This window comes from Streptomyces sp. NBC_00158 (assembly GCF_045160885.1).
Lineage (GTDB): Bacteria > Actinomycetota > Actinomycetes > Streptomycetales > Streptomycetaceae > Streptomyces.
In genome coordinates, this window is record NZ_CP108161.1 from 6087254 (window position 1) to 6105980 (window position 18727).

Annotated in this window: 18 protein-coding genes and 1 pseudogene; 10 read left to right on the forward strand and 9 right to left on the reverse strand. The window is 74.1% G+C overall.

Annotation, left to right across the window (positions count from 1 at the left end):
• Positions 1-66: 66 nt before the first annotated feature.
• From coaBC to OG553_RS28055, 3 genes are all read left to right on the forward strand, one after another.
• Positions 67-1293: a bifunctional phosphopantothenoylcysteine decarboxylase/phosphopantothenate--cysteine ligase CoaBC gene (gene coaBC, locus OG553_RS28045; protein WP_405981624.1), complete on the forward strand. Its 1227-nt coding sequence runs from the start codon at positions 67-69 to the stop codon at positions 1291-1293.
• A gap of 194 nt (positions 1294-1487) precedes the next feature.
• Positions 1488-2696 carry a methionine adenosyltransferase gene (gene metK, locus OG553_RS28050; protein ID WP_125817760.1) on the forward strand — a complete coding sequence of 403 codons (1209 nt, stop codon included), beginning with the start codon at positions 1488-1490 and terminating at the stop codon, positions 2694-2696.
• 79 nt (positions 2697-2775) lie between these two features.
• Entirely contained in the window at positions 2776-4875 is a 2100-nt protein-coding gene (locus OG553_RS28055) for a primosomal protein N' (protein WP_405981625.1), read from the forward strand.
• 495 nt (positions 4876-5370) lie between these two features.
• Here OG553_RS28055 and OG553_RS28060 read toward each other — a convergent pair whose 3' ends face one another.
• Positions 5371-5883: a hypothetical protein gene (locus OG553_RS28060; protein WP_405981626.1), complete on the reverse strand. Its 513-nt coding sequence runs from the start codon at positions 5881-5883 to the stop codon at positions 5371-5373.
• 247 nt (positions 5884-6130) lie between these two features.
• On the opposite strand from OG553_RS28060, the gene fmt reads away from it, so the two are divergent.
• Together fmt and OG553_RS28070 are read left to right on the forward strand one after the other, a co-directional pair.
• Positions 6131-7075 (forward strand): methionyl-tRNA formyltransferase, encoded by a 945-nt coding sequence (gene fmt / locus OG553_RS28065; protein WP_405981627.1) that lies wholly within the window; start codon positions 6131-6133, stop codon positions 7073-7075.
• Positions 7076-7127: 52 nt separating this feature from the next.
• Positions 7128-8594, forward strand: coding sequence for an RsmB/NOP family class I SAM-dependent RNA methyltransferase (locus tag OG553_RS28070; protein ID WP_405981628.1), 1467 nt, complete (start codon positions 7128-7130; stop codon positions 8592-8594).
• 4 nt (positions 8595-8598) lie between these two features.
• Here the strand turns inward: OG553_RS28070 and OG553_RS28075 are convergent.
• A pseudogene (locus OG553_RS28075) lies at positions 8599-9673 on the reverse strand (amidohydrolase family protein).
• A gap of 16 nt (positions 9674-9689) precedes the next feature.
• Positions 9690-10943 (reverse strand): MFS transporter, encoded by a 1254-nt coding sequence (locus OG553_RS28080; protein WP_405981629.1) that lies wholly within the window; start codon positions 10941-10943, stop codon positions 9690-9692.
• A 134-nt stretch (positions 10944-11077) separates the two neighbouring features.
• Here OG553_RS28080 and rpe point away from each other — a divergent pair, with 134 nt between their 5' ends.
• From rpe to OG553_RS28105, 5 genes are all read left to right on the forward strand, one after another.
• Entirely contained in the window at positions 11078-11764 is a 687-nt protein-coding gene (gene rpe / locus OG553_RS28085; RefSeq protein ID WP_405981630.1) for a ribulose-phosphate 3-epimerase, read from the forward strand.
• Between the two features lie 138 nt (positions 11765-11902).
• Positions 11903-12916 carry a sugar-binding transcriptional regulator gene (locus OG553_RS28090; RefSeq protein WP_042800630.1) on the forward strand — a complete coding sequence of 338 codons (1014 nt, stop codon included), beginning with the start codon at positions 11903-11905 and terminating at the stop codon, positions 12914-12916.
• A gap of 127 nt (positions 12917-13043) precedes the next feature.
• Positions 13044-13262 (forward strand): CarD family transcriptional regulator, encoded by a 219-nt coding sequence (locus OG553_RS28095; protein ID WP_405981631.1) that lies wholly within the window; start codon positions 13044-13046, stop codon positions 13260-13262.
• A 49-nt stretch (positions 13263-13311) separates the two neighbouring features.
• Entirely contained in the window at positions 13312-13752 is a 441-nt protein-coding gene (locus OG553_RS28100) for a ribonuclease domain-containing protein (protein WP_405981632.1), read from the forward strand.
• Complete coding sequence (locus tag OG553_RS28105) at positions 13749-14129, forward strand: barstar family protein (RefSeq protein ID WP_405981633.1); 381 nt, start codon at positions 13749-13751, stop codon at positions 14127-14129. The genes OG553_RS28100 and OG553_RS28105 overlap by 4 nt, the downstream gene beginning before the upstream one ends.
• Positions 14130-14147: 18 nt before the next feature.
• Here the strand turns inward: OG553_RS28105 and OG553_RS28110 are convergent, their stop codons facing one another.
• The 6 genes from OG553_RS28110 to OG553_RS28135 all read right to left on the reverse strand — a co-directional run bounded on the left by OG553_RS28110 (position 14148) and on the right by OG553_RS28135 (position 18552).
• Positions 14148-14867, reverse strand: coding sequence for a DUF4232 domain-containing protein (locus tag OG553_RS28110; RefSeq protein WP_405981634.1), 720 nt, complete (start codon positions 14865-14867; stop codon positions 14148-14150).
• Between the two features lie 186 nt (positions 14868-15053).
• Positions 15054-15533, reverse strand: coding sequence for a group II truncated hemoglobin (locus tag OG553_RS28115; RefSeq protein WP_405981635.1), 480 nt, complete (start codon positions 15531-15533; stop codon positions 15054-15056).
• Positions 15530-15859 carry a putative quinol monooxygenase gene (locus OG553_RS28120; RefSeq protein WP_405981636.1) on the reverse strand — a complete coding sequence of 110 codons (330 nt, stop codon included), beginning with the start codon at positions 15857-15859 and terminating at the stop codon, positions 15530-15532. Before OG553_RS28120 ends, OG553_RS28115 begins: the two co-directional genes overlap by 4 nt.
• A gap of 77 nt (positions 15860-15936) precedes the next feature.
• On the reverse strand, positions 15937-16428 hold the full coding sequence (locus OG553_RS28125) for a hypothetical protein (protein WP_405981637.1): 492 nt from the start codon (positions 16426-16428) through the stop codon (positions 15937-15939).
• A gap of 55 nt (positions 16429-16483) precedes the next feature.
• Entirely contained in the window at positions 16484-18127 is a 1644-nt protein-coding gene (locus tag OG553_RS28130; RefSeq protein WP_405983159.1) for an FAD-dependent oxidoreductase, read from the reverse strand.
• Between the two features lie 158 nt (positions 18128-18285).
• Positions 18286-18552: a UBP-type zinc finger domain-containing protein gene (locus OG553_RS28135; RefSeq protein WP_405983160.1), complete on the reverse strand. Its 267-nt coding sequence runs from the start codon at positions 18550-18552 to the stop codon at positions 18286-18288.
• Positions 18553-18727 lie beyond the last annotated feature (175 nt).

The window sequence follows — 18727 nt, forward strand, 5'->3', positions numbered from 1 at the left end:
CGGCAGCACCGCTGCCGGGCCTGTGGTGTGTCATAGGTACGGATGCAACCGATCACGGGAGAAGCAGTGGACAAGCCGAAGGTCGTGCTGGGGGTCAGTGGCGGGATCGCCGCGTACAAGGCGTGCGAGCTGCTGCGCCGGCTGACCGAGTCCGGGCACGAGGTGCGGGTGGTGCCGACCGCGGCCTCCCTGAACTTCGTCGGCGAGGCCACCTGGGCCGCGCTCTCCGGGAACCCGGCCTCCACCGAGGTCTGGGAGACCGTCCACGAGGTGCCCCACGTGCGGATCGGCCAGGCGGCCGACCTGGTCGTCGTCGCCCCGGCCACCGCCGACATGCTGGCCAAGGCCGCCCACGGGCTGGCCGACGACCTCCTCACGAACACCCTGCTCACGGCCCGCTGCCCGGTGGTCTTCGCGCCCGCCATGCACACCGAGATGTGGGAGCACCCCGCCACCCAGGAGAACGTGGCCACGCTGCGCCGGCGCGGCGCCGTCGTCATCGAGCCGGCCGTCGGACGCCTCACCGGCAAGGACACCGGCAAGGGCCGGCTGCCCGACCCGGAGGAGATCTTCGAGGTCTGCCGCAGGGTCCTGGCCCGGGGTGCCGGGGAGCCCGACCTCGCCGGACGGCACGTGGTGGTCAGCGCCGGCGGCACCCGCGAGCCGCTGGACCCGGTCCGCTTCCTCGGCAACCGCTCCTCCGGCAAGCAGGGCTACGCCCTCGCCCGCACCGCCGCCGCCCGCGGGGCCCGGGTCACCCTGGTCGCCGCCAACACCGCGCTGCCCGACCCGGCCGGAGTGGACGTCGTACGCGTGGGCACGGCCCTCCAGCTGCGCGAGGCGGTACTGGGGGCCGCCGCGGACGCCGACGCCGTGGTGATGGCCGCCGCGGTGGCGGACTTCCGCCCCGCGGTGTACGCCGACGGCAAGATCAAGAAGAAGGACGGGCAGGACCCCGAGCCCGTGGCCCTCGTGCGCAACCCCGACGTCCTCGCGGAGGTCTCCGCCGAGCGGGCACTGGAGGGCCAGATCGTCGTCGGCTTCGCCGCCGAGACCGACGACGTGCTCGACAACGGCCGGGCGAAGCTCCGGCGCAAGGGGTGCGACCTCCTCGTGGTCAACGAGGTCGGCGAGTCCAAGACCTTCGGTTCCGAGGAGAACGAAGCTGTGATCCTCGCTTCGGACGGCAGTGAGACTCCCGTACCGTATGGTCCGAAGGAAGCCCTGGCGGAAGTCATCTGGGACCAGGTCGCCCCGCGACTCGCGCCCCGACGTGATCTTCACCGCGCCTGAGCGTTTTCCTTCTCGTGGGTACCTCCGTGAGTAAGAATGGAGTGCCGCAGGTCACACGGCTCCCATAGGGCGAGACGGGTGGTCCGGCGGACGGTGGCGACCGATAAACTGCACTTGGAACGTGATCGGGCGCAGCCCCCGGTGTGGTTCCGCCAAATGATCAGCCAGCAGCCGCTGCAACCCCAGGGAGCGTTGTGTCCCGTCGCCTGTTCACCTCGGAGTCCGTCACCGAGGGCCACCCCGACAAGATCGCTGACCAGATCAGCGACACGATCCTCGATGCACTCCTCACCGAGGACCCGACCTCGCGTGTGGCCGTGGAGACCCTCATCACGACCGGTCTCGTGCACATCGCGGGCGAGGTGACCACCAAGGCGTACGCGCCGATCGCCCAGCTCGTCCGCGACAAGATCCTCGAGATCGGCTACGACTCGTCCAAGAAGGGCTTCGACGGCGCCTCCTGCGGCGTGTCGGTGTCCATCGGCGCCCAGTCCCCGGACATCGCCCAGGGCGTGGACACGGCCTACGAGTCCCGGGTCGAGGGCGACGAGGACGAGCTCGACAAGCAGGGTGCGGGCGACCAGGGCCTGATGTTCGGCTACGCCACGGACGAGACGCCCGAGCTGATGCCGCTGCCGATCCACATCGCGCACCGCCTCTCGCGCCGCCTGTCCGAGGTCCGCAAGAACGGCACCATCCCTTACCTGCGCCCCGACGGCAAGACCCAGGTCACCATCGAGTACGACGGTGACAAGCCGGTCCGCCTCGACACGGTCGTCGTGTCCTCGCAGCACGCCGCCGACATCGACCTCGACTCGCTGCTCGCACCCGACATCCGCGAGTTCGTCGTCGAGCACGTGCTCGCGCAGCTCGTCGAGGACGGCATCAAGCTGGACACCGAGGGCTACCGCCTGCTGGTGAACCCGACCGGCCGCTTCGAGATCGGCGGCCCGATGGGCGACGCCGGCCTCACCGGCCGCAAGATCATCATCGACACGTACGGAGGCATGGCCCGCCACGGCGGCGGCGCCTTCTCCGGCAAGGACCCGTCGAAGGTGGACCGCTCGGCCGCGTACGCCATGCGCTGGGTCGCGAAGAACGTGGTCGCCGCCGGCCTGGCCGCACGCTGCGAGGTCCAGGTCGCCTACGCCATCGGCAAGGCCGAGCCCGTCGGCCTCTTCGTCGAGACCTTCGGCACCGCGAAGGTCGACGTCCAGAAGATCGAGGACGCCATCGCCGAGGTCTTCGACCTCCGCCCGGCCGCGATCATCCGCGACCTCGACCTGCTGCGCCCGATCTACGCCCAGACCGCCGCCTACGGCCACTTCGGCCGCGAGCTCCCGGACTTCACCTGGGAGCGCACCGACCGCGTCGACGCCCTGCGCGCCGCCGCCGGCCTGTAACACCGGACGAACGCGAACGGCCCCGGACCACGACGGTCCGGGGCCGTTCGCTGTCAGTGGGGTTTGCCAGAATGCCTCTGTGAGCAGCGCCAACGAGTCCCAGCCGGAACAGCTCGCCCTGATCCGGGAGATGGTCGCCGAGGCGAAGGCCAAGGCGCCCAAGGCCAAGCCGCGGACCTGGCGCGGGGCCGCCGTGGCCGAGGAGCTGCCCGTCGCCCGGGTGCTCGTCAACAAGGGCGTGCTCCACCTCGACCGGCTGTTCGACTACGCCGTACCCGCCGAGCTGTCCGAGACCGCCCAGCCGGGCGTGCGCGTCCGGGTCCGCTTCGGTGCCGGCGGGCACCGGGTGCACGGCGGCCGCCGCGAGGGCGGCGGGCTCATCGACGGCTTCATCGTGGAGCGGCGCGCCGAGTCCGACTACAACGGAGCCCTGGCCGCCCTCGCCCAGGTCGTCTCGCCCGAGGTGGTCCTCGGGCCCCGCATGCTGGCCCTCGCCCGGGCCGTCGCCGACCGCTACGCCGGCAGCCTCGCCGACGTGCTCCAGCTGGCCCTGCCCCCGCGCAGTGCCCGGGCCGAGGCCAAGCCCTCGCCCGAGCCGCTGCCGCCGCCCGCCGTGCCCGAGCCCGGCGGCTGGACGCGCTACGCGGCCGGGCCAGCCTTCCTGCGCGCCCTGGCCGGCGGCGGAACCCCCCGCGCGGTGTGGACGGCGCTGCCCGGTCCCGGCTGGGCGGACGAGCTGGCCCGGGCCATGGCCGCCACCCTCGCCTCCGGACGCGGGGCCCTCGCCGTGGTGCCCGACGGGCGCACCGCCGCACGGGTCGACGCGGCCCTCACCGCCCTGCTCGGCGAGGGGCGGCACGCGCTGCTGACCGCCGACTCCGGCCCCGAGAAGCGCTACCGGGAGTGGCTCGCGGTGAGCCGGGGCTCGGTGCGCGCCGTGATCGGCACCCGGGCGGCGATGTTCGCCCCCGTACGGGACCTCGGGCTCGTGGTGGTCTGGGACGACGGCGACTCCAGCCACGGCGACGTCCACGCCCCCTTCCCGCACGTGCGCGAGGTGCTGGAGCTGCGCGCGGTCAGCGACGGCTGCGGCTTCCTGGCCGGGAGCACCAGCTGCACCGTGGAGGCCGCCCAGCTGGTGGAGTCCGGCTGGGCCCGGCCGCTGGTCGCGGACCGGGAGACCGTACGGGCCGCCGCGCCGCGCATCCGTACCGTCGGGGACGAGCTGCTGGCCCGTGACGGGGCGGCCCGCGCGGCGCGGCTGCCGAGCCTGGCCTGGGAGACCGTACGGGAGGGCCTGAAGAGCGGGCCCGTCCTGGTGCAGGTGCCCCGGCGCGGGTACGCGCCCCGGCTGGCGTGCGAGCGCTGCCGGACGCCGGCCCGCTGCCGGGTGTGCGCCGGGCCGCTGGAGGCCCCCGACGAGCGGGAGCTGCACTGCGGGTGGTGCGGGCGGGCCGAGAGCGCCTGGCACTGCGAGGAGTGCGGCTCGTTCCGGCTGCGGGCCCAGGTGGTGGGTGCGCGGCGGACCGCCGAGGAGCTGGGCCGGGCCTTCCCGGCGGTGCCGGTGCGCACGTCCGGGCGGGACCACGTACTGGACGAGGTGTCCGACCGGCCCGCGCTGGTGGTGTGCACCCCGGGCGCCGAGCCGGTCGCGGCGGGCGCCGGGTACGCGGCCGCGCTGCTGTTGGACGGCTGGGCGATGCTGACCCGGCCCGACCTGCGGGCCGGGGAGGACGCCCTGCGCCGCTGGATCGCCGCCGCGTCGCTGGTGCGCGGCGACGGGCAGGTGGTGGTGGTCGCCGAGCCGACGCTGCGGCCGGTGCAGGCCCTGGTGCGGTGGGACCCCGTCGGGCACGCGGTGCGGGAGCTGGCCGAGCGGGCCCAGCTGGGGTTCCCGCCGGTGTCCCGGATGGCGGCGGTCGCCGGGAAGGGGGACGCCCTGGAAGCCTTCCTCGAAGCGGTCGAGCTGCCGGCGGACGCGGAGGTGCTGGGGCCCGTTCCGCTGCCGGGGCGGCGGGGGGAGCCGTCGCCGGGGGAGCGGGCGCTGGTGCGGGTCCCTCCGGGGAGCGGGGCCGCGCTGGCCGCCGCGCTGAAGGCGGCGCAGGCCGCGCGGATGGCGCGGGGCGCGCAGGCGGGGGACCCGATCCGGATCCGGATCGACCCCCCGGACATCGGCTGAGGGCCTTCCCGACGCGCCGCGCCCCTTCCCGACGCGCCGCTCGCGGGGCTCGGCCGCGGGCGGCCTCCCCGGCTTCGCGCCGCTGCGCCGGACTCCGTCCGCCGGGCCCTGGGCGGGGCCGGTTCGGGTGGCGGGGGCCGGTGGGGTCGGGTGCGGGTGCGGGTGGGTGGGCCGCTGCGCGGGGCAGGTCCCCTACCCGCCCTTCCACCGTTCCCAGGGGCTCCGCCCCTGACCCCGGGTACGGGCGCTTCGCGCCCGTCGCCTCAAACGCCGGCGGGGCTATCTACATCCCCGCCGGCGGTTGAGGCGCGGGGGTCCGGGGCGCAGCCATGGGGAACGGGCGAAGGACGGGTAGGGGAACCGCCCCGCGCAGCGGTACCCGGCGCGCAGGTCGGGCCGGGGCGTGCGGGGCCCGCCACCCCCCTGCCGAGACGGGGGTGGCGGGCCCCGGGAAGTACGCCGTCGGGGGTCGGCGGCCCGGCGGCGGGGGTGGGGTCAGCCGTTGCGGGGGCCCGGGAAGGCCGACTGGCGGGCTGCGGCCTGGGCCTCCTCGCGGACGGGCTGCGGGGGCACCGAGCGCGCCGCGGGGATCGTGGGCAGCGGGCCCAGCGTCCGGGTCGTGGTGCCCTCGGCCAGCGGCTCCGCCGCCTCGGCGGCCTGCGCGCGGCGTGCGCCGTAGCGGCGGTGCACGGCCTGCTTGGTGACGCCGAGCGCCGAACCGACGGCGTCCCAGGAGAAGCCGAGGGAGCGGTCGAAGTCCACCGCCGCGGTGACCAGCGTCTCGACGCTGTCCCTCAGTTCCTGGGCGAGCCGGACGGTGGGGGCGGGGGCCCTGCCGTAGACGACGAAGCCCGTGGAGGGCCCGGAGCGGCGCGGGCGGTACACGTTGCCGAGCTGGGCCGTGAGCGTACGCAGTGCGTCCACCTGTCGGCGAACCCGCTCGATGTCCCGCACCAGGAGGTGCAGGCTGGCCCGTGCTTGGGCGTCATGGGTGGCGTGGTCGGCCATGGAGAAGCCTCTCGAACCGGTGCTGGAGAGCGGATCGGGCCGCAGTCACCGTGTTGATCGCGGCCCGTTTCGGTCAATCTCTCTTGACCAACGCGTCACGTGGCGCGTTGGTCACGCACTGGGGGCGTGTCGGCATATGCGAGAGGCGCGCGTGTGTGCGTACGCCCCCCGATACCGCAGGTGGGCCGGGGTGGCCGTCCCATAGACTGGTGCGCTGCTGACAGCCGAGATAGCGAGGTAGGACCCAGTGAAGCTGGTCTTCGCAGGCACCCCCGAGGTCGCCGTACCCGCCCTGGACGCCCTGATCGCCTCCGGGCGCCACGAGGTCGCCGCCGTCGTCACCCGGCCCGACGCCCCCGCCGGGCGCGGCCGCCGACTGGTCGCCAGCCCCGTCGCCGAGCGCGCGGAGGAGGCCGGGATCGAGGTCCTCAAGCCCGTCCGGCCGCGCGACCCGGAGTTCCAGGCCCGGCTGCGGGAGATCGCCCCGGACTGCTGCCCCGTCGTCGCGTACGGGGCGCTGATCCCCAAGAGCGCGCTCGACATCCCCCGCCACGGATGGGTCAACCTGCACTTCTCGCTGCTGCCGTCCTGGCGCGGAGCGGCCCCCGTGCAGCACTCGATCATGGCGGGCGACCAGGTCACCGGCGCCTCCACCTTCCGCATCGAGGAGGGCCTCGACACCGGCCCGGTCTTCGGGGTCCTCACCGAGGAGATCCGCCCGACCGACACCAGCGGCGACCTGCTGACCCGCCTCGCCTTCGCCGGGTCCGGACTGCTGTCCGCGACCATGGACGGGATCGAGGAGGGCAGCCTGCGCGCCATGGAGCAGCCCGCCGACGGGGTCTCCCTCGCGCCGAAGATCACCGTCGAGGACGCCCGCGTCGACTGGAACGCCCCCGCGCTGCGCGCCGACCGAGTGGTGCGCGGCTGCACCCCGGCCCCGGGCGCCTGGACCGTCTTCCGCGGCGAGCGCCTCAAGCTGATCTCCGTCGGGCTGGTCCCGGACCGCACGGACCTCGCCCCGGGCGTGCTGGCCCCGGCCAAGAACAACGTGTACGTCGGCACGGGCTCGCACGCCGTCGAGCTGCTCTGGGTGCAGCCGCAGGGCAAGAAGCCGATGAAGGGCGCCGACTGGGCCCGCGGGGTGCGCATCGCTCCCGGCGAGCGCCTGGGCGCCGCCGACGTAGGCTGATCCCGAGCCGCCCGAACGCAACCGCACCTCGTAACTCCGGAGCACCTTTCACGTGAGCGAACAGCCCCGTCGTCGTCCCGCCCCCAAGACGGGCACCGGCAAGCAGGCCAAGCCCTACCGCCGGCCGCAGAAGGACCCCGTCCGGATGCTGGCCTTCGAGGCGCTGCGGGCGGTGGACGAGCGCGACGCGTACGCGAACCTCGTCCTGCCCCCGCTGCTGAAGAAGGCCCGGCAGGACGAGAAGTTCCAGGCGCGGGACGCGGCCCTGGCGACCGAGCTGGTCTACGGGACGCTGCGCAGGCAGGGCACGTACGACGCGGTCATCGCCGCCTGCGTGGACCGGCCGCTGCGCGAGGTGGACCCGCCGGTCCTGGACGTGCTCTCGCTCGGCGCGCACCAGCTGCTGGGCACCCGCATCCCGACCCACGCGGCGGTCTCCGCCAGCGTGGAGCTGGCCCGCGTGGTGCTCGGCGACGGGCGCGCGAAGTTCGTCAACGCCGTGCTGCGCAAGATCGCCGCGCACGACCTGGACGGCTGGCTGGAGCGGGTCGCGCCGCCGTACGAGGAGGACGCCGAGGAGCACCTGGCGGTGTACCACTCGCACCCCCGCTGGGTGGTCAGCGCCCTGTGGGACGCCCTGGGCGGCGGCCGCGCCGGCATCGAGGACCTCCTGGAGGCCGACAACGAGCGGCCCGAGGTGACGCTGGTGGCCCGTCCCGGCCGGTCCACGCCCGAGGAGCTGGTCGAGGCGCTCGGCGAGGAGTCGGCGCTGCCGGGGCGCTGGTCCCCGTACGCCGTCCGGATGGCCGAGGGCGGCGAGCCGGGCGCGCTGGAGGCGGTCCGCGAGGGGCGCGCCGGCGTGCAGGACGAGGGCAGCCAGCTGGTGGCGATGGCCCTGGCGGCGGTCCCGGTCGAGGGCCGCGACGAGCGGTGGCTGGACGGCTGCGCGGGCCCCGGCGGCAAGGCGGCGCTGCTGGGCGCGCTGGCGGCGGAGCGCGGGGCCTTCCTGCTGGCCTCCGAGAAGCAGCCGCACCGGGCGCGCCTGGTCGAGAAGGCGCTGTCCGGCAACCCGGGCCCGTACCAGGTCATCGCGGCCGACGGTACCCGCCCGGCGTGGCTGCCCGGCTCCTTCGACCGGGTCCTGATGGACGTCCCCTGCTCGGGCCTCGGCGCGCTGCGGCGCCGTCCGGAGGCCCGCTGGCGGCGTCGCCCGGAGGACCTGGAGGGCTTCGCGCCGCTCCAGCGGGCGCTGCTGCGCGAGGCGCTGTCCGCGGTGCGCGTGGGCGGTGTCGTGGGGTACGCGACCTGCTCCCCGCACCTGGCGGAGACCCGGGTGGTCGTCGAGGACGTGCTCCGGGGCCGGGGCGCGGGCAACGCCCCGGTGGCGGCCGAACTGATCGACGCGCGCCCGTACATGGAGGGCGTACCGGCGCTGGGCGACGGCCCGGACGTCCAGCTGTGGCCGCACCTGCACGGTACGGACGCCATGTACCTGGCCCTGCTGCGCCGCACCGCGTAGGCGGTCAGGCGGCGGCGTGTTCCACGCCGCCGCACCAGACGCGCAGGATCCGGCGCGTCGCCCGTACGTCCGCCAGCGGGTCGCCGTCGACGAGCACGAGGTCGGCGCGGCGGCCGGGTACGACCGCTCCCCGGTCGGTGAGGCCGAAGTGACGGGCGGTCAGGGCGTGGCGGCGCGCAGGGCGTGCAGCGGAGGCAGCCCGGCGTCCACGAGCAGTTCCAGCTCGTGGTGCAGGCTGCTGCCGTGCGGCGGGGTGAAGGGCACGCCCGGGGTGGCGTTGGAGTCGGTGCCCGCGAGGACCGCGACGCCGGCCCGGTGCAGGGCGGCGACGCTCGCGCGGGCGTGTCCGTAGTCCACGCCCAGGACCCCGCCGCGGCGAGGCCCTCCATCATGGTCAGGGTCGGTACGGCGGCCCGTCCGCCGGCGCGCATGCGGGCCGCCTCGGCCCGGTCGAGGGCCCGCTCCGCCGGGACGTGGGTGATCACGTCGGCCCCGGCCCGCTGTGCCATCGCGTAGGCCTCGCCGGCCGCCGCGTGGGCGACGACGAGCCTCCCGTGCGCGCGGGCCGCGGCCACCAGGGCGTCGAGGACGGGCTGCTCCAGGGCACCGGGGCCGGGCCGCTCCGCCACGATCTTGATGTAGTCGGCGCCCTCCGCCACCCGGGCCGCGACGAAGCGCTCCGCGTCGCCGGGGCCGGTGACGACGCTGTCCTCGGGGACCCCGGGCATCCCGGAGTGCAGTCCGCCCGCCGCGATGGCGAGCGTGCCGGGGCTGCGGATGTCCGTGAGCCCCGGGACTCCGCGCAGGGAGTCGACCAGGGACGGCGGCCAGGTGGCCATGTCCAGGGCGGTGGTGACGCCGTGGTCGCGCAGCCGCTCCAGGTTCTCGACGCCGTGCAGGTGGACGTGGGCGTCGATCAGTCCCGGCAGCAGGGCGGCGCCGGCGGCGTCGACGACCCGGGCCCCGCGGGGATCGGTTCCGATCAGGGAGCCCTCGATGACCACCGTGGCGGGGGAGAGGAGCCGGTGGCCGTCGAAAACCCGGGCGTTCGTCAGAGCCGTCTTCACGCAGTCCTTCAGGGAGCCGTGGGGACGGTCATTCTCCCGCGGAGCGCCGGGCGCGGATGGGCGACAGCAGGGTCGGCAGGAACGAGAGCGCCACGACGGCCGCGCCGGCCCAGAGGGCGCCGCGCAGGCCGATGAGTTCGGCGAGCAGGCCCGAGGCGGCGGAGCCGAGGGCGATGGCACCGGTCAGCATGAAACGGAAGGTGGCGTTCATGCGGCCGAGGAGCGGGTCCGGGGTCAGGTGCTGGCGCAGGCTGACGCCGAGGACGTTGCCGGAGCCGACGGTCACCGTGGACAGCATCCAGCCCGCCCCGGCCACCCACAGCCAGGGCCCGCGGTCCGCCACCGGGACCAGCAGGGCCGCCGGGGCCAGGCTCAGGGTCAGGGCGCGGCCGTAGCCGGCCCGTGCCGCGAAGGGGCGGGCCAGCCGGGCCCCGCACAGCAGCCCCACCCCGCCGGCGGCCCAGAACAGTCCGAGCGTCGCGGCGGACATGCCCAGCTCGCCGACGAAGAGCACCGGCAGCATGGCGTTGATCACGCCGCCGCCCAGGTTGATCAGGCTCGCGGTCAGCGCGAGCGCGCGCAGCTCCGGGTGGCCCAGTACGTGCCTCAGCCCCTCCGAGACCTGGCTGCGCAGCCGGGTCCGCTCGGTGGCGGGCGGCTTCGGCACCGGCCGGACGCCCAGCATCCGCAGGGCCGAGCAGAGGTGGGCGAGGGCGGCGCAGACGAGGGCGACGGGGGCCGTCAGGAAGGCGATCAGGGCCCCGCCGACTCCCCGCCCGGCGATGTTCGCGACGGCCATCAGGGTCGTCATGGCGGCGTTGGCCCGGACCAGGCCGTCCCGGCCGACGAGCCGGGGCAGCACGCTCTGGGCACCGACCTCGCCGAACACGGCGGCGCAGCCGGTGAGCAGTACGACGGCGTACAGCTGGGCCAGGGTGAGCAGGTCCAGCCACCAGGCGAGGGGCAGGGAGCCGACGAGGGCGGCCCGGGAGAGGTCGGCGGCGATCAGCACCCGGCGGGTGCGCAGGCGGTCGACCCAGGCGCCGGCCGGGAGGCCGATGAGCAGGAAGGCGGCGGTGGACAGGGCGGCGAGGGCGCCGACCTGGGAGGGGCTCGCGTCCAGCGCGGTCAGGGCGAGCAGCGGGACGGAGATGTAGCCGGTGTTCGCGGCGAACTGGCTCAGGGTCGCGGCGCCGAACAGGGCGCGGAAGTCGGGGTTGCGCCAGGGGCCCGCTTCTGGCGGGGGAGAGACGGGGTGACCGGTGGGGGTGGCGGTTGTCATGTCCGTAACGGTGGTCACAGTTCACCGCGAAGGACAAGCGAGTATCCGCGCCATGATCAATTAAGCTCCGCTACGAGGACTCCGAGTTCCGGGGCCGTGGCCGGAAGTGTCCGCAGGCATGGCAGGCTTGGGGCATGGCCGTTCAGATCAATCCCAGCATCCTGTCCGCCGACTTCGCCCGTCTCGCCGAGGAGGCGAAGGCCGTCGAGGGGGCCGACTGGCTGCACGTCGACGTCATGGACAACCATTTCGTCCCGAACCTCACGCTCGGCGTGCCGGTCGTGGAATCCCTCAGCCGGGCCACGGACATCCCGCTGGACCTGCACCTGATGATCGAGGACCCGGACCGCTGGGCGCCGCAGTACGTGGAGGCCGGGGCCGGATCGGTCACCTTCCACGCCGAGGCCGCCGCGGCTCCGGTGCGCCTCGCGCGCGAGATCCGGGCCAAGGGGGCACGGGCGGCCATGGCCCTCAAGCCCGGCACCCCGATCGAGCAGTACGAGGACCTCCTCCCCGAGCTCGACATGGTGCTGATCATGACGGTCGAGCCCGGCTTCGGCGGCCAGTCCTTCCTGGACATCATGCTGCCCAAGGTCCGCCGGACCCGGGAGCTGATCGCCAAGCACGGGCTGGACCTCTGGCTCCAGGTCGACGGCGGGGTCTCGGCCACGACGATCGAGCGGGTGGCGGAGGCCGGCGCCGACGTCTTCGTGGCCGGAAGCGCGGTCTACGGGGCGGTCGATCCGGCCGCCGCGGTCCGCACGCTGCGCGACCAGGCGGGTGCGGCGATCGCCGCGGCGCCCTGGGCCTGCGACCACTGAAGCGGGCGCCAGGGGACGGCTCGGTGAACGGAAGCCGTCCAGGCTGATCAATGGCCGTTGGATCTGACAGGATGAACGGCGAGTCGAGAGTGTGAACACGACAGTGTGAACAGCAGTGAGGAGAGCGCGGTGTCTGCAATGTCGGCGGGACGGTCAGCCCTGCGGATGGGACCCGCGGAGCTGGTGCAGGCGGCGGCCATGGCGCGCCGCTTCTACCTGGAGGGCAAGTCCAAGATCCAGATCGCCGAGGAGTTCGGCGTGAGCCGCTTCAAGGTGGCCAGGGTCCTGGAGACCGCTCTCGAACGGGACCTCGTCCGCATCGAGATCCGGGTACCGGCGGAACTGGACGCGGAGCGCTCCGACGCGCTCCGGGCCCGGTACGGGCTGCGGCACGCCGTCGTGGTCGAGTCGCCGGCCGACGCGAGCGAGGACGCCCCGGACCCGGAGAACCTCGGAGCGGTCGCGGCCGACCTGCTCGGCGAGCTGGTCAACGAGGGCGACGTGCTCGGGCTGGCCTGGGGGCGGTCGACCATCCACATGGCCGCCTCGCTGCACCGGCTGCCGCCGTGCACCGTCGTCCAGCTGACCGGCGTGTACGACGCGGGGACCGCCGAGCGCGGCTCCGTGGAGGCCGTGCGGCGGGCCGCGCAGGTCTCCGGCGGGGACGCGCACCCCATCTACGCCCCGATGCTGCTCCCGGACCCGGCGACCGCGGCCGCGCTGCGCAGCCAGACCGGGATCGCGCGCGCCTTCGAGTACTTCGACAAGGTCACCGTCGCCGCCGTCTCCATCGGCTCCTGGGAGCCGGGGATCTCGACCGTCCACGACATGCTGACCGACGAGGAGCGGGCGCACTACGCCTCGCTCGGCGTCGCGGCCGAGATGTCCGCCCACCTCTTCGACAAGGAGGGCCGCCGGGTCGGCCGGGACCTGGGCGAGCGCTGCATCACCGTCGAGGCCGACCGACTGCGCCGGATCCCCGAGGTCGTGGCGATCGCGGGCGGGCTGCGCAAGGCCTCCGCGATCGGCGCGGTGCTCCGCTCCGGGCTGGTGACGAGCCTGGTGACGGACACGGCGGTCGCCGACTACCTGCTGACCGAGTCCGAGCCGGGCCTGCGGCCCGCGCTGGACCGGGCCGACCCGGACGACTGACCGGCCGCGGCCCGTGCTCCGGGCCCTCCCCGTGGAGGCTCCCCCGCGGGGCGCGTGGGGAATGGTGCTGCAATCGAGACCGTGGGAGTCGCCCCCGGGGCGGCCCCGGGGGCGCATACTGACGTCAATGAGCAAATCAGCAGCACCTCGCCGTCATTTGCCGTCCAGCCCGTTCAGGGCGCCCGTGGAGCCGCCGGTCAGGCGGTTCGACGTAGGGGACCGCGTCAGTCACGACCAGCACGGCCTCGGCCGGGTCATCGGTGTCGAGGAGGAGGCCGTCCTCGTCGACTTCGGTTCCGTGCAGATGCGCGTCCTGAGCCCCTACGGCAAGATGTCCGTCCTCTGACACCGCCGGGCGATTCGCCACCGAATCGGATATTTGGCACGATCGGGGCATGATCCTCAGGAACGTGCCCCGGTCGTCGTCACGCGTGCTCGGGGCACTGTTCCTGTGCGCCGCGCTGACCGCCGCCCTGGCGGGCTGCGGCGGCGGGGCCGTCCCGGCGCGGCCGTCCTCGGCCGCGAGCACGGCCGCGCCCGCTCCCGCGTGGGCGAAGGGGATGGCCACCGTACGGGCCGACGCGCTGCCCCCGCAGGCGCGCGAGGTGCTCGCGCTGATCGACAAGGGCGGGCCGTACCCGTACCGGCAGGACGGGACCGTCTTCGGGAACTTCGAGAAGGTCCTGCCCAAGCAGAAGCGCGGCTACTACCACGAGTTCACGGTGCGGACGCCGGGTGAGCGCGACCGCGGGGCCCGGCGGATCGTGACGGGCGGGGGCGGGGAGTTCTACTACACGGACGACCACTACGAGACCTTCAAGGCGGTCCTGCGATGACCCTCGACCCGCAGCCGCTGGCCCCCGCCCTGGCCGCCGCCGAGGAGGCCGGCTGGAGCGTCGTACGGCTGGACCTGGACGGCGTACGGAGCAAGGCGGCGCTGATGCGCCGGTGCGCGCGTGCCCTCGCGGCACCGGAGTGGTTCGGCGGGAACTGGGACGCGCTGGCCGACCTGCTGGCCGACCTGTCCTGGCTGCCGGAGGCCCCCGGGCGGCTGCTGGCGGTGACCTCCTGGCGCGGCTACGCGGCCGAGCGGCCGCAGGACTGGGACACCCTCACGGAGGTCCTGGAGGGGGCCGCGGACTTCTGGCGGGAGCAGCGGGAGCGCGGCGACGACGCGCCCCCGCCCCCGCTGACGGTACTGCTGTCGGCCTAGCCCCGGCCTAGCCCCGGCCTAGCCCTTGGGGCGGAACAGCTGGTCCTCGACCGCGCGGAGGTCCTTGTTCCAGTAGGTCACCTTGGCGTCGCGCCCGACGTTCAGGTCGCCGGTCCGGGCGGCCAGGCCCTGTTCGAGCCACGCCGATTCCTTGTTGCTGCCGGGCGCGCGGTCCTGGTAGCCCATGGACAGCGCCGTGACGGCGACCGTCTGCTCGCCCCCGCGGAACATGTACACGCCCGCGTACGCCTTCTCCTTCGGCTGGAGCGTGGCGACCGCCCGCGGCGCGGAGCCCAGCGGGGCGAGCGGGCCCTCGACCACCGTGCCGAAACCGACGTACGGGTAGTGGTAGAGGGTGCAGGCCGTGCCGCTGATATTGGTCGCCGTGATCAGGAGGTTCTGCCCCGAGTCCTGCCGCCACAGCGAAGGGGTGATCGACAGGTCGTCGTGGCTGCAGGCCCTGGTGGCGGCCGGCTTCCCGCCGGTGGTGGGGGCGGCCGAGGCGCTCGGCGCGGGGCTCGCCCCGCCGCCCGGGGAGGTGCTCGCGGAAGCGGACGGGCTCGGGCTCGGGGCGGCGCTCGTGCCGGGGGAGGCGGGGGCGGACGCCGAAGGGGAGGCGGAGGCGGTCGGGTTCGTGCCACCGTCCTTGCCGGAGTCGCAGGCGGTGGAGGTGAGGAGCGCGGCGGCGGCCGCCGCTCCCAGGGCGTAGGTCTGCCATCTGTTGCGGGCGGTGCTCATGGTGGGCCCCCGTGTGCTTCGCATGGGTCGAGAGGTGGTGCGACCTCCCGGTTATGCCCCCGCGGAATCCCCTGAGCCCCTCTCCTCGCGCACTGTTGCCGACTCATGACGGGACGTCACCGTTCCGTCCAAGTGGCCGCGGCACGTCCGGTTGGGGGCCGGCCCGGACCGGCCCCCGACCGGGTGTCACTCCGCCTTCGCCGCCTGCGGCTGCCAGGGCGGGGTCTGTCCCCAGGACCAGACCGGGATCTTCGCCGCGTCCACCGGCGGCGGGTTCGGGCCCGAGTAGATCAGGGCCATCCGGGTGCCCCACTCGATGTAGTAGACGAACACCGCCCGGAACTCCGGGTCCGTCGGCAGGTCGACCTCGTCGGCCGTGTCCAGCAGCAGGTCCACCCAGCGGCGGCGCTGGTGCTCGGTGATGCCGCGCCCCAGGTGCTTGGTGGCCATGTGCTGGTGGCCGCCGTGGTGAGCCGAGTACTCGGCCGGGCCGCCGAAGACCTCCGCCAGCCAGACCGCGACGTGCCGGGGGTGCTCCGAGTCCATGCCCGCGAAGACCGGGGCGAGGACCTCGTCGCGCAGCGCATGGGCGTAGAAGGCGTCGGTGAGCCTGTTCAGGGCCTCGGCCCCGCCCATCCACTCGTAGATCGTGGGAGTCGTGCTCATGACTGTCCGGCGGCCTTTCCCGGACCCACCACGTCGGTGACGGAGTAGTGCTGCATCTCCTCGATGTTCGTCACGTACGGGCGGATCGCGCTGAAGAACGCCGGGAAGTGCTCACCCTTGCGGAACCCGTTCAGGTGGGCGTCGACCGAGGTCCAGCGGATGCGGAGGATGTACTTCTCGGTGTCGTCCGTGTTGTGGGCCAGCTCGTAGTCGATGCACTCGGGCGACGCGGCCAGGGCCTCGGCGGCCCTCGCGTACGCGTCCTCGAACGCCTTCTGGTCCTGCGAGGCGATCCGGTAGCGGATGTACTCGACGGTGGTGGTCATGGGTTGCGTGCCTCTCCCTGGGGTCAGGTCGTCCCGGCTACCTTTCCGGGATCATGCGTACCCGGACAGGTTTTCCGTCACTCGGACCCAGACTTCTGGATGTCCGGGCCCTGGGCGCGCACCTGCCGCACCTTGTCGAGGGAGTCCCGCAGCTCGGTGAGCCAGGCGTCGGTGTTGTCGCCGACGAGGCGTACGCACCACGCCAGGGCGTCCGCCCGGCTGCGCGCCACGCCGCCGGCGACCAGGGTGTCGAGCACCTGGCGCTCGGACTGGCGCAGCCGGGTCATGACGGGGACGGCGAGGTGGGTGAAGAGGACCGTCTCCTCACCCGACCGCACGCCCCAGGCGACCTTGCGGCGGTAGAGCTCCTCCGCCTCGCGGGCCACCTCCATCCGATGCTCGCGGGTGCGCTCGCGGAACTCCTTGACCGACTCGGACGCCGGTGCCCTGCCGACGACCGTGATCTCCTCCCGGTCCACGGTGACGGAGACGAGTGACTCGTAGACGTCCACCGGCAGGCGCTCGGCGAACCACGCACGGAGCTTCTCGCTCTGTTCGGCTGTAATCATGTAATCAACGTTGCATCCGCTCTCCTCGTGATCGCAAGGTCCGGGGCGTTCGCTCTCAGCCCATCGAGCGGTAGCGGTGGATCAGGGAGACCGCCATCGCGCCCTCGCCCACGCCGGAGGCGACCCGTTTGACCGAGTGGGCGCGCACGTCGCCCGCCGCGAAGACGCCCGGGACGCTGGTCTCCAGCGGGTACGGGGCCCGCTCCAGGCTCCACTCCGCCGGGAGCTCACCGCCGTTGGCGATCAGGTCGGAGCCGGTGAGGACGAAGCCGTACTCGTCCCGCTCCACCACCCCGGACAGCCAGTCCGTGTGCGGGCGGGCGCCGATGAAGGTGAACATGAACCGCGCCGGGACCTCGCGGTCCTCGCCCGAGTCGGCGTCGTGCAGGGTGATCCGCTCCAGGTGCTCCCCGCCGTGCAGGGCGGTGACGGTGGTGCGGACCTCCACCTCGATGTTGGGCGTGCGGTCGATCTCGTCGATCAGGTAGCGGGACATGCTCGCGTCCAGGGAGGCAGCGCGCACCAGGACCGTCACCCGGGCCGCGTACTTGGCGAAGTGGACCGCCGCCTGCCCGGCCGAGTTGGCGCCGCCCACGATGAACACGTGCTGGGAGATGCAGGCCGAGCTCTCGGTGGTCGCCGCGCCGTAGTACAGGCCCGCGCCCTCGAAGCGGTCCGCGCCGGGGGCCTCCAGCCGGTTGTACGAGACCCCGGTCGCCAGCAGCACCGTCTCCGCGCTGATCTCCGTGCCGTCGGCCAGGGTCAGGATCTTCGCCGGGTCGTCGCGGGTCAGGGAGACCACCTCGACCGGGTGCAGGATCTCGGCTCCGAACCGGGAGGCCTGGATGGTGGCCCGCCGGGTCAGGTCCCCGCCGGAGAGGCCCGAGGGGAAGCCCAGGTAGTTCTCGATCAGGCTGGAGGTGCCGGCCTGGCCGCCGGGGGCGCGGGAGTCCAGCATCAGCGTGGACAGGCCCTCGGAGGCCGAGTACACCCCGGCCGCGAGCCCCGCCGGGCCGGCGCCGACGATGACGCACTCGTAGTGCGGGCGGGAGGCGGTGGTGGCCAGGCCCAGCCGCTGGGCGAGCTCCGTGTCCGTCGGGGCGGCCAGCACCGAGCCGTCCGGGAAGCGGACCAGCGGGAGCGCCGCGTCGGCCTGCGCGGCGGCGATCACCGTCAGCGCCTCGGGGTCCCGCTCGACGTTCAGGAAGCGGAACGGCTGCCCGTTGCGGGTGAAGAAGTCCCGGACGGCGTGGGTGCCGGGGGAGACCAGGTGCCCGGCGACGATGATCCCGTCGTAGGCCGGCCGGTAGGTCGCCAGCCAGTCGGAGAGCAGGTCGTCCAGCACCGGGAAGAGCCGCTCGTGGGGCGGGTCCCAGGGCTTGAGCAGGTAGTAGTCCAGCCGCACCCGGTTGATGGCGGTGATGGCCGCGTCCGTCTCCGCGTACGCCGTCAGCAGGACCCGGCGGGCGTCCGGGAAGCGGCTGACCGCCTCCAGCAGGAACTCCACCCCGGTCACGTCGGGCATCCGCTGGTCGACGAGGAACAGCGCCGGGTCGTGGCCGCGCTCGTCGAGGGAGTCCAGGATCTTCAGGGCGTCGGCGGCCGAGGAGGCGCCGAGCACCCGGTAGCGGTCGCCGTAGGCGCTGCGCAGGTCGCGGCGGACGGCCCGCAGCACCTGGGGGTCGTCGTCCACGGCCAGGATGACGGGCTTGCGGCTCTCGGCGCGCTCGGCCGTGCCCGCGGCGGTGGCCGTGACGGCCGTCTTCGCGCCCGCGGCCGTGGCGCCCGCGGCCGTGGCGCCCGCGTGCGCGGCGGCCGGCTTCGTGGCGGGGGCGGCGGCGCCCTCCGGGGCCGCGCTCACGCCGGGTCCAGCATCAGCTGGTCGGCGTAGCACCAGGCCCAGTCCTCGCCGGGCTCGTGCGAGGCCGCGATCGGGTGAGTGGTGGACCTGTAGTGCCGGGTGGCGTGGCGGTTCTTGGACGAGTCGCAGCATCCGACGTGTCCGCAGCTCAGGCACATCCGCAGGTGCACCCAGCCGTCACCCAGCCGCAGGCACTCCTCGCAGCCCTCCGCGGATGGCTTCACCGGACGTATCTGGTCGATGTGTGTGCACAACAACTCCATCGTCATCGTCCCCGTCCCTCTCCTCGCGCACTCGTACGCCCCGTCGCGCCCGTCCATCACGGCGCGTCCAGACCATAAATCGGGGACCCCGGAACGGTTCACCGATCCGGCCGAGGTCAGGAAGTCCGGCGCGTACTTCCTGACCTTGCCGGACGACTAGGTGAGGTGCCGCCAC

Bases quoted from the DNA above. Each gene is read 5' to 3' on its own strand.
- OG553_RS28125 (WP_405981637.1), bottom strand. From the start codon at position 16,428: ATGATTACAGCCGAACAGAGCGAGAAGCTCCGTGCGTGGTTCGCCGAG.
- OG553_RS28135 (WP_405983160.1), bottom strand. From the start codon at position 18,552: ATGGAGTTGTTGTGCACACACATCGACCAGATACGTCCGGTGAAGCCA.
- OG553_RS28120 (WP_405981636.1), bottom strand. From the start codon at position 15,859: ATGACCACCACCGTCGAGTACATCCGCTACCGGATCGCCTCGCAGGAC.
- OG553_RS28095 (WP_405981631.1), top strand. From the start codon at position 13,044: ATGAGCAAATCAGCAGCACCTCGCCGTCATTTGCCGTCCAGCCCGTTC.
- OG553_RS28100 (WP_405981632.1), top strand. From the start codon at position 13,312: ATGATCCTCAGGAACGTGCCCCGGTCGTCGTCACGCGTGCTCGGGGCA.
- OG553_RS28105 (WP_405981633.1), top strand. From the start codon at position 13,749: ATGACCCTCGACCCGCAGCCGCTGGCCCCCGCCCTGGCCGCCGCCGAG.
- OG553_RS28110 (WP_405981634.1), bottom strand. From the start codon at position 14,867: ATGAGCACCGCCCGCAACAGATGGCAGACCTACGCCCTGGGAGCGGCG.
- OG553_RS28115 (WP_405981635.1), bottom strand. From the start codon at position 15,533: ATGAGCACGACTCCCACGATCTACGAGTGGATGGGCGGGGCCGAGGCC.
- OG553_RS28090 (WP_042800630.1), top strand. From the start codon at position 11,903: ATGTCGGCGGGACGGTCAGCCCTGCGGATGGGACCCGCGGAGCTGGTG.
- OG553_RS28060 (WP_405981626.1), bottom strand. From the start codon at position 5,883: ATGGCCGACCACGCCACCCATGACGCCCAAGCACGGGCCAGCCTGCAC.
- rpe (WP_405981630.1), top strand. From the start codon at position 11,078: ATGGCCGTTCAGATCAATCCCAGCATCCTGTCCGCCGACTTCGCCCGT.
- OG553_RS28080 (WP_405981629.1), bottom strand. From the start codon at position 10,943: ATGACAACCGCCACCCCCACCGGTCACCCCGTCTCTCCCCCGCCAGAA.